1 protein-coding gene is annotated in these 265 nt (G+C 54.0%); it reads right to left on the reverse strand.

The genetic code is table 11. The features are described 5' to 3' along the window. Nucleotides 1–78 precede the first annotated feature (78 nt). Nucleotides 79–265: hypothetical protein (locus tag AC1RPG_RS08810; protein ID WP_481762608.1), on the reverse strand; the 187-nt coding region annotated here is incomplete at its 5' end.

Genomic DNA, 265 nt, shown 5'->3' on the forward strand with positions numbered 1-265 from the left:
GGTGGGACTCCAACCCACACGCCTTTCGGCAGGGGATTTTGAGTCCCCCGTGTCTAGCTATTCCACCACATCCGCATACTACTTGTTTTGCTTCCGGTACTCTTCCCACTCTTCGTGTAGACTCAGCTCACCGGGCCACGCATCGTAGTACCAATCCCAGTCAAAACACCAGTCATTGACGGTGCCGACATCGATGTGTTCTACGCTTCGTTCCTGACGCTCGATTTTGTCGAGCACTCGATTGAGGACACGACGATTCTGCTGC

The organism is Dellaglioa sp. CoH-57-MRSF-18 (assembly GCF_056781995.1).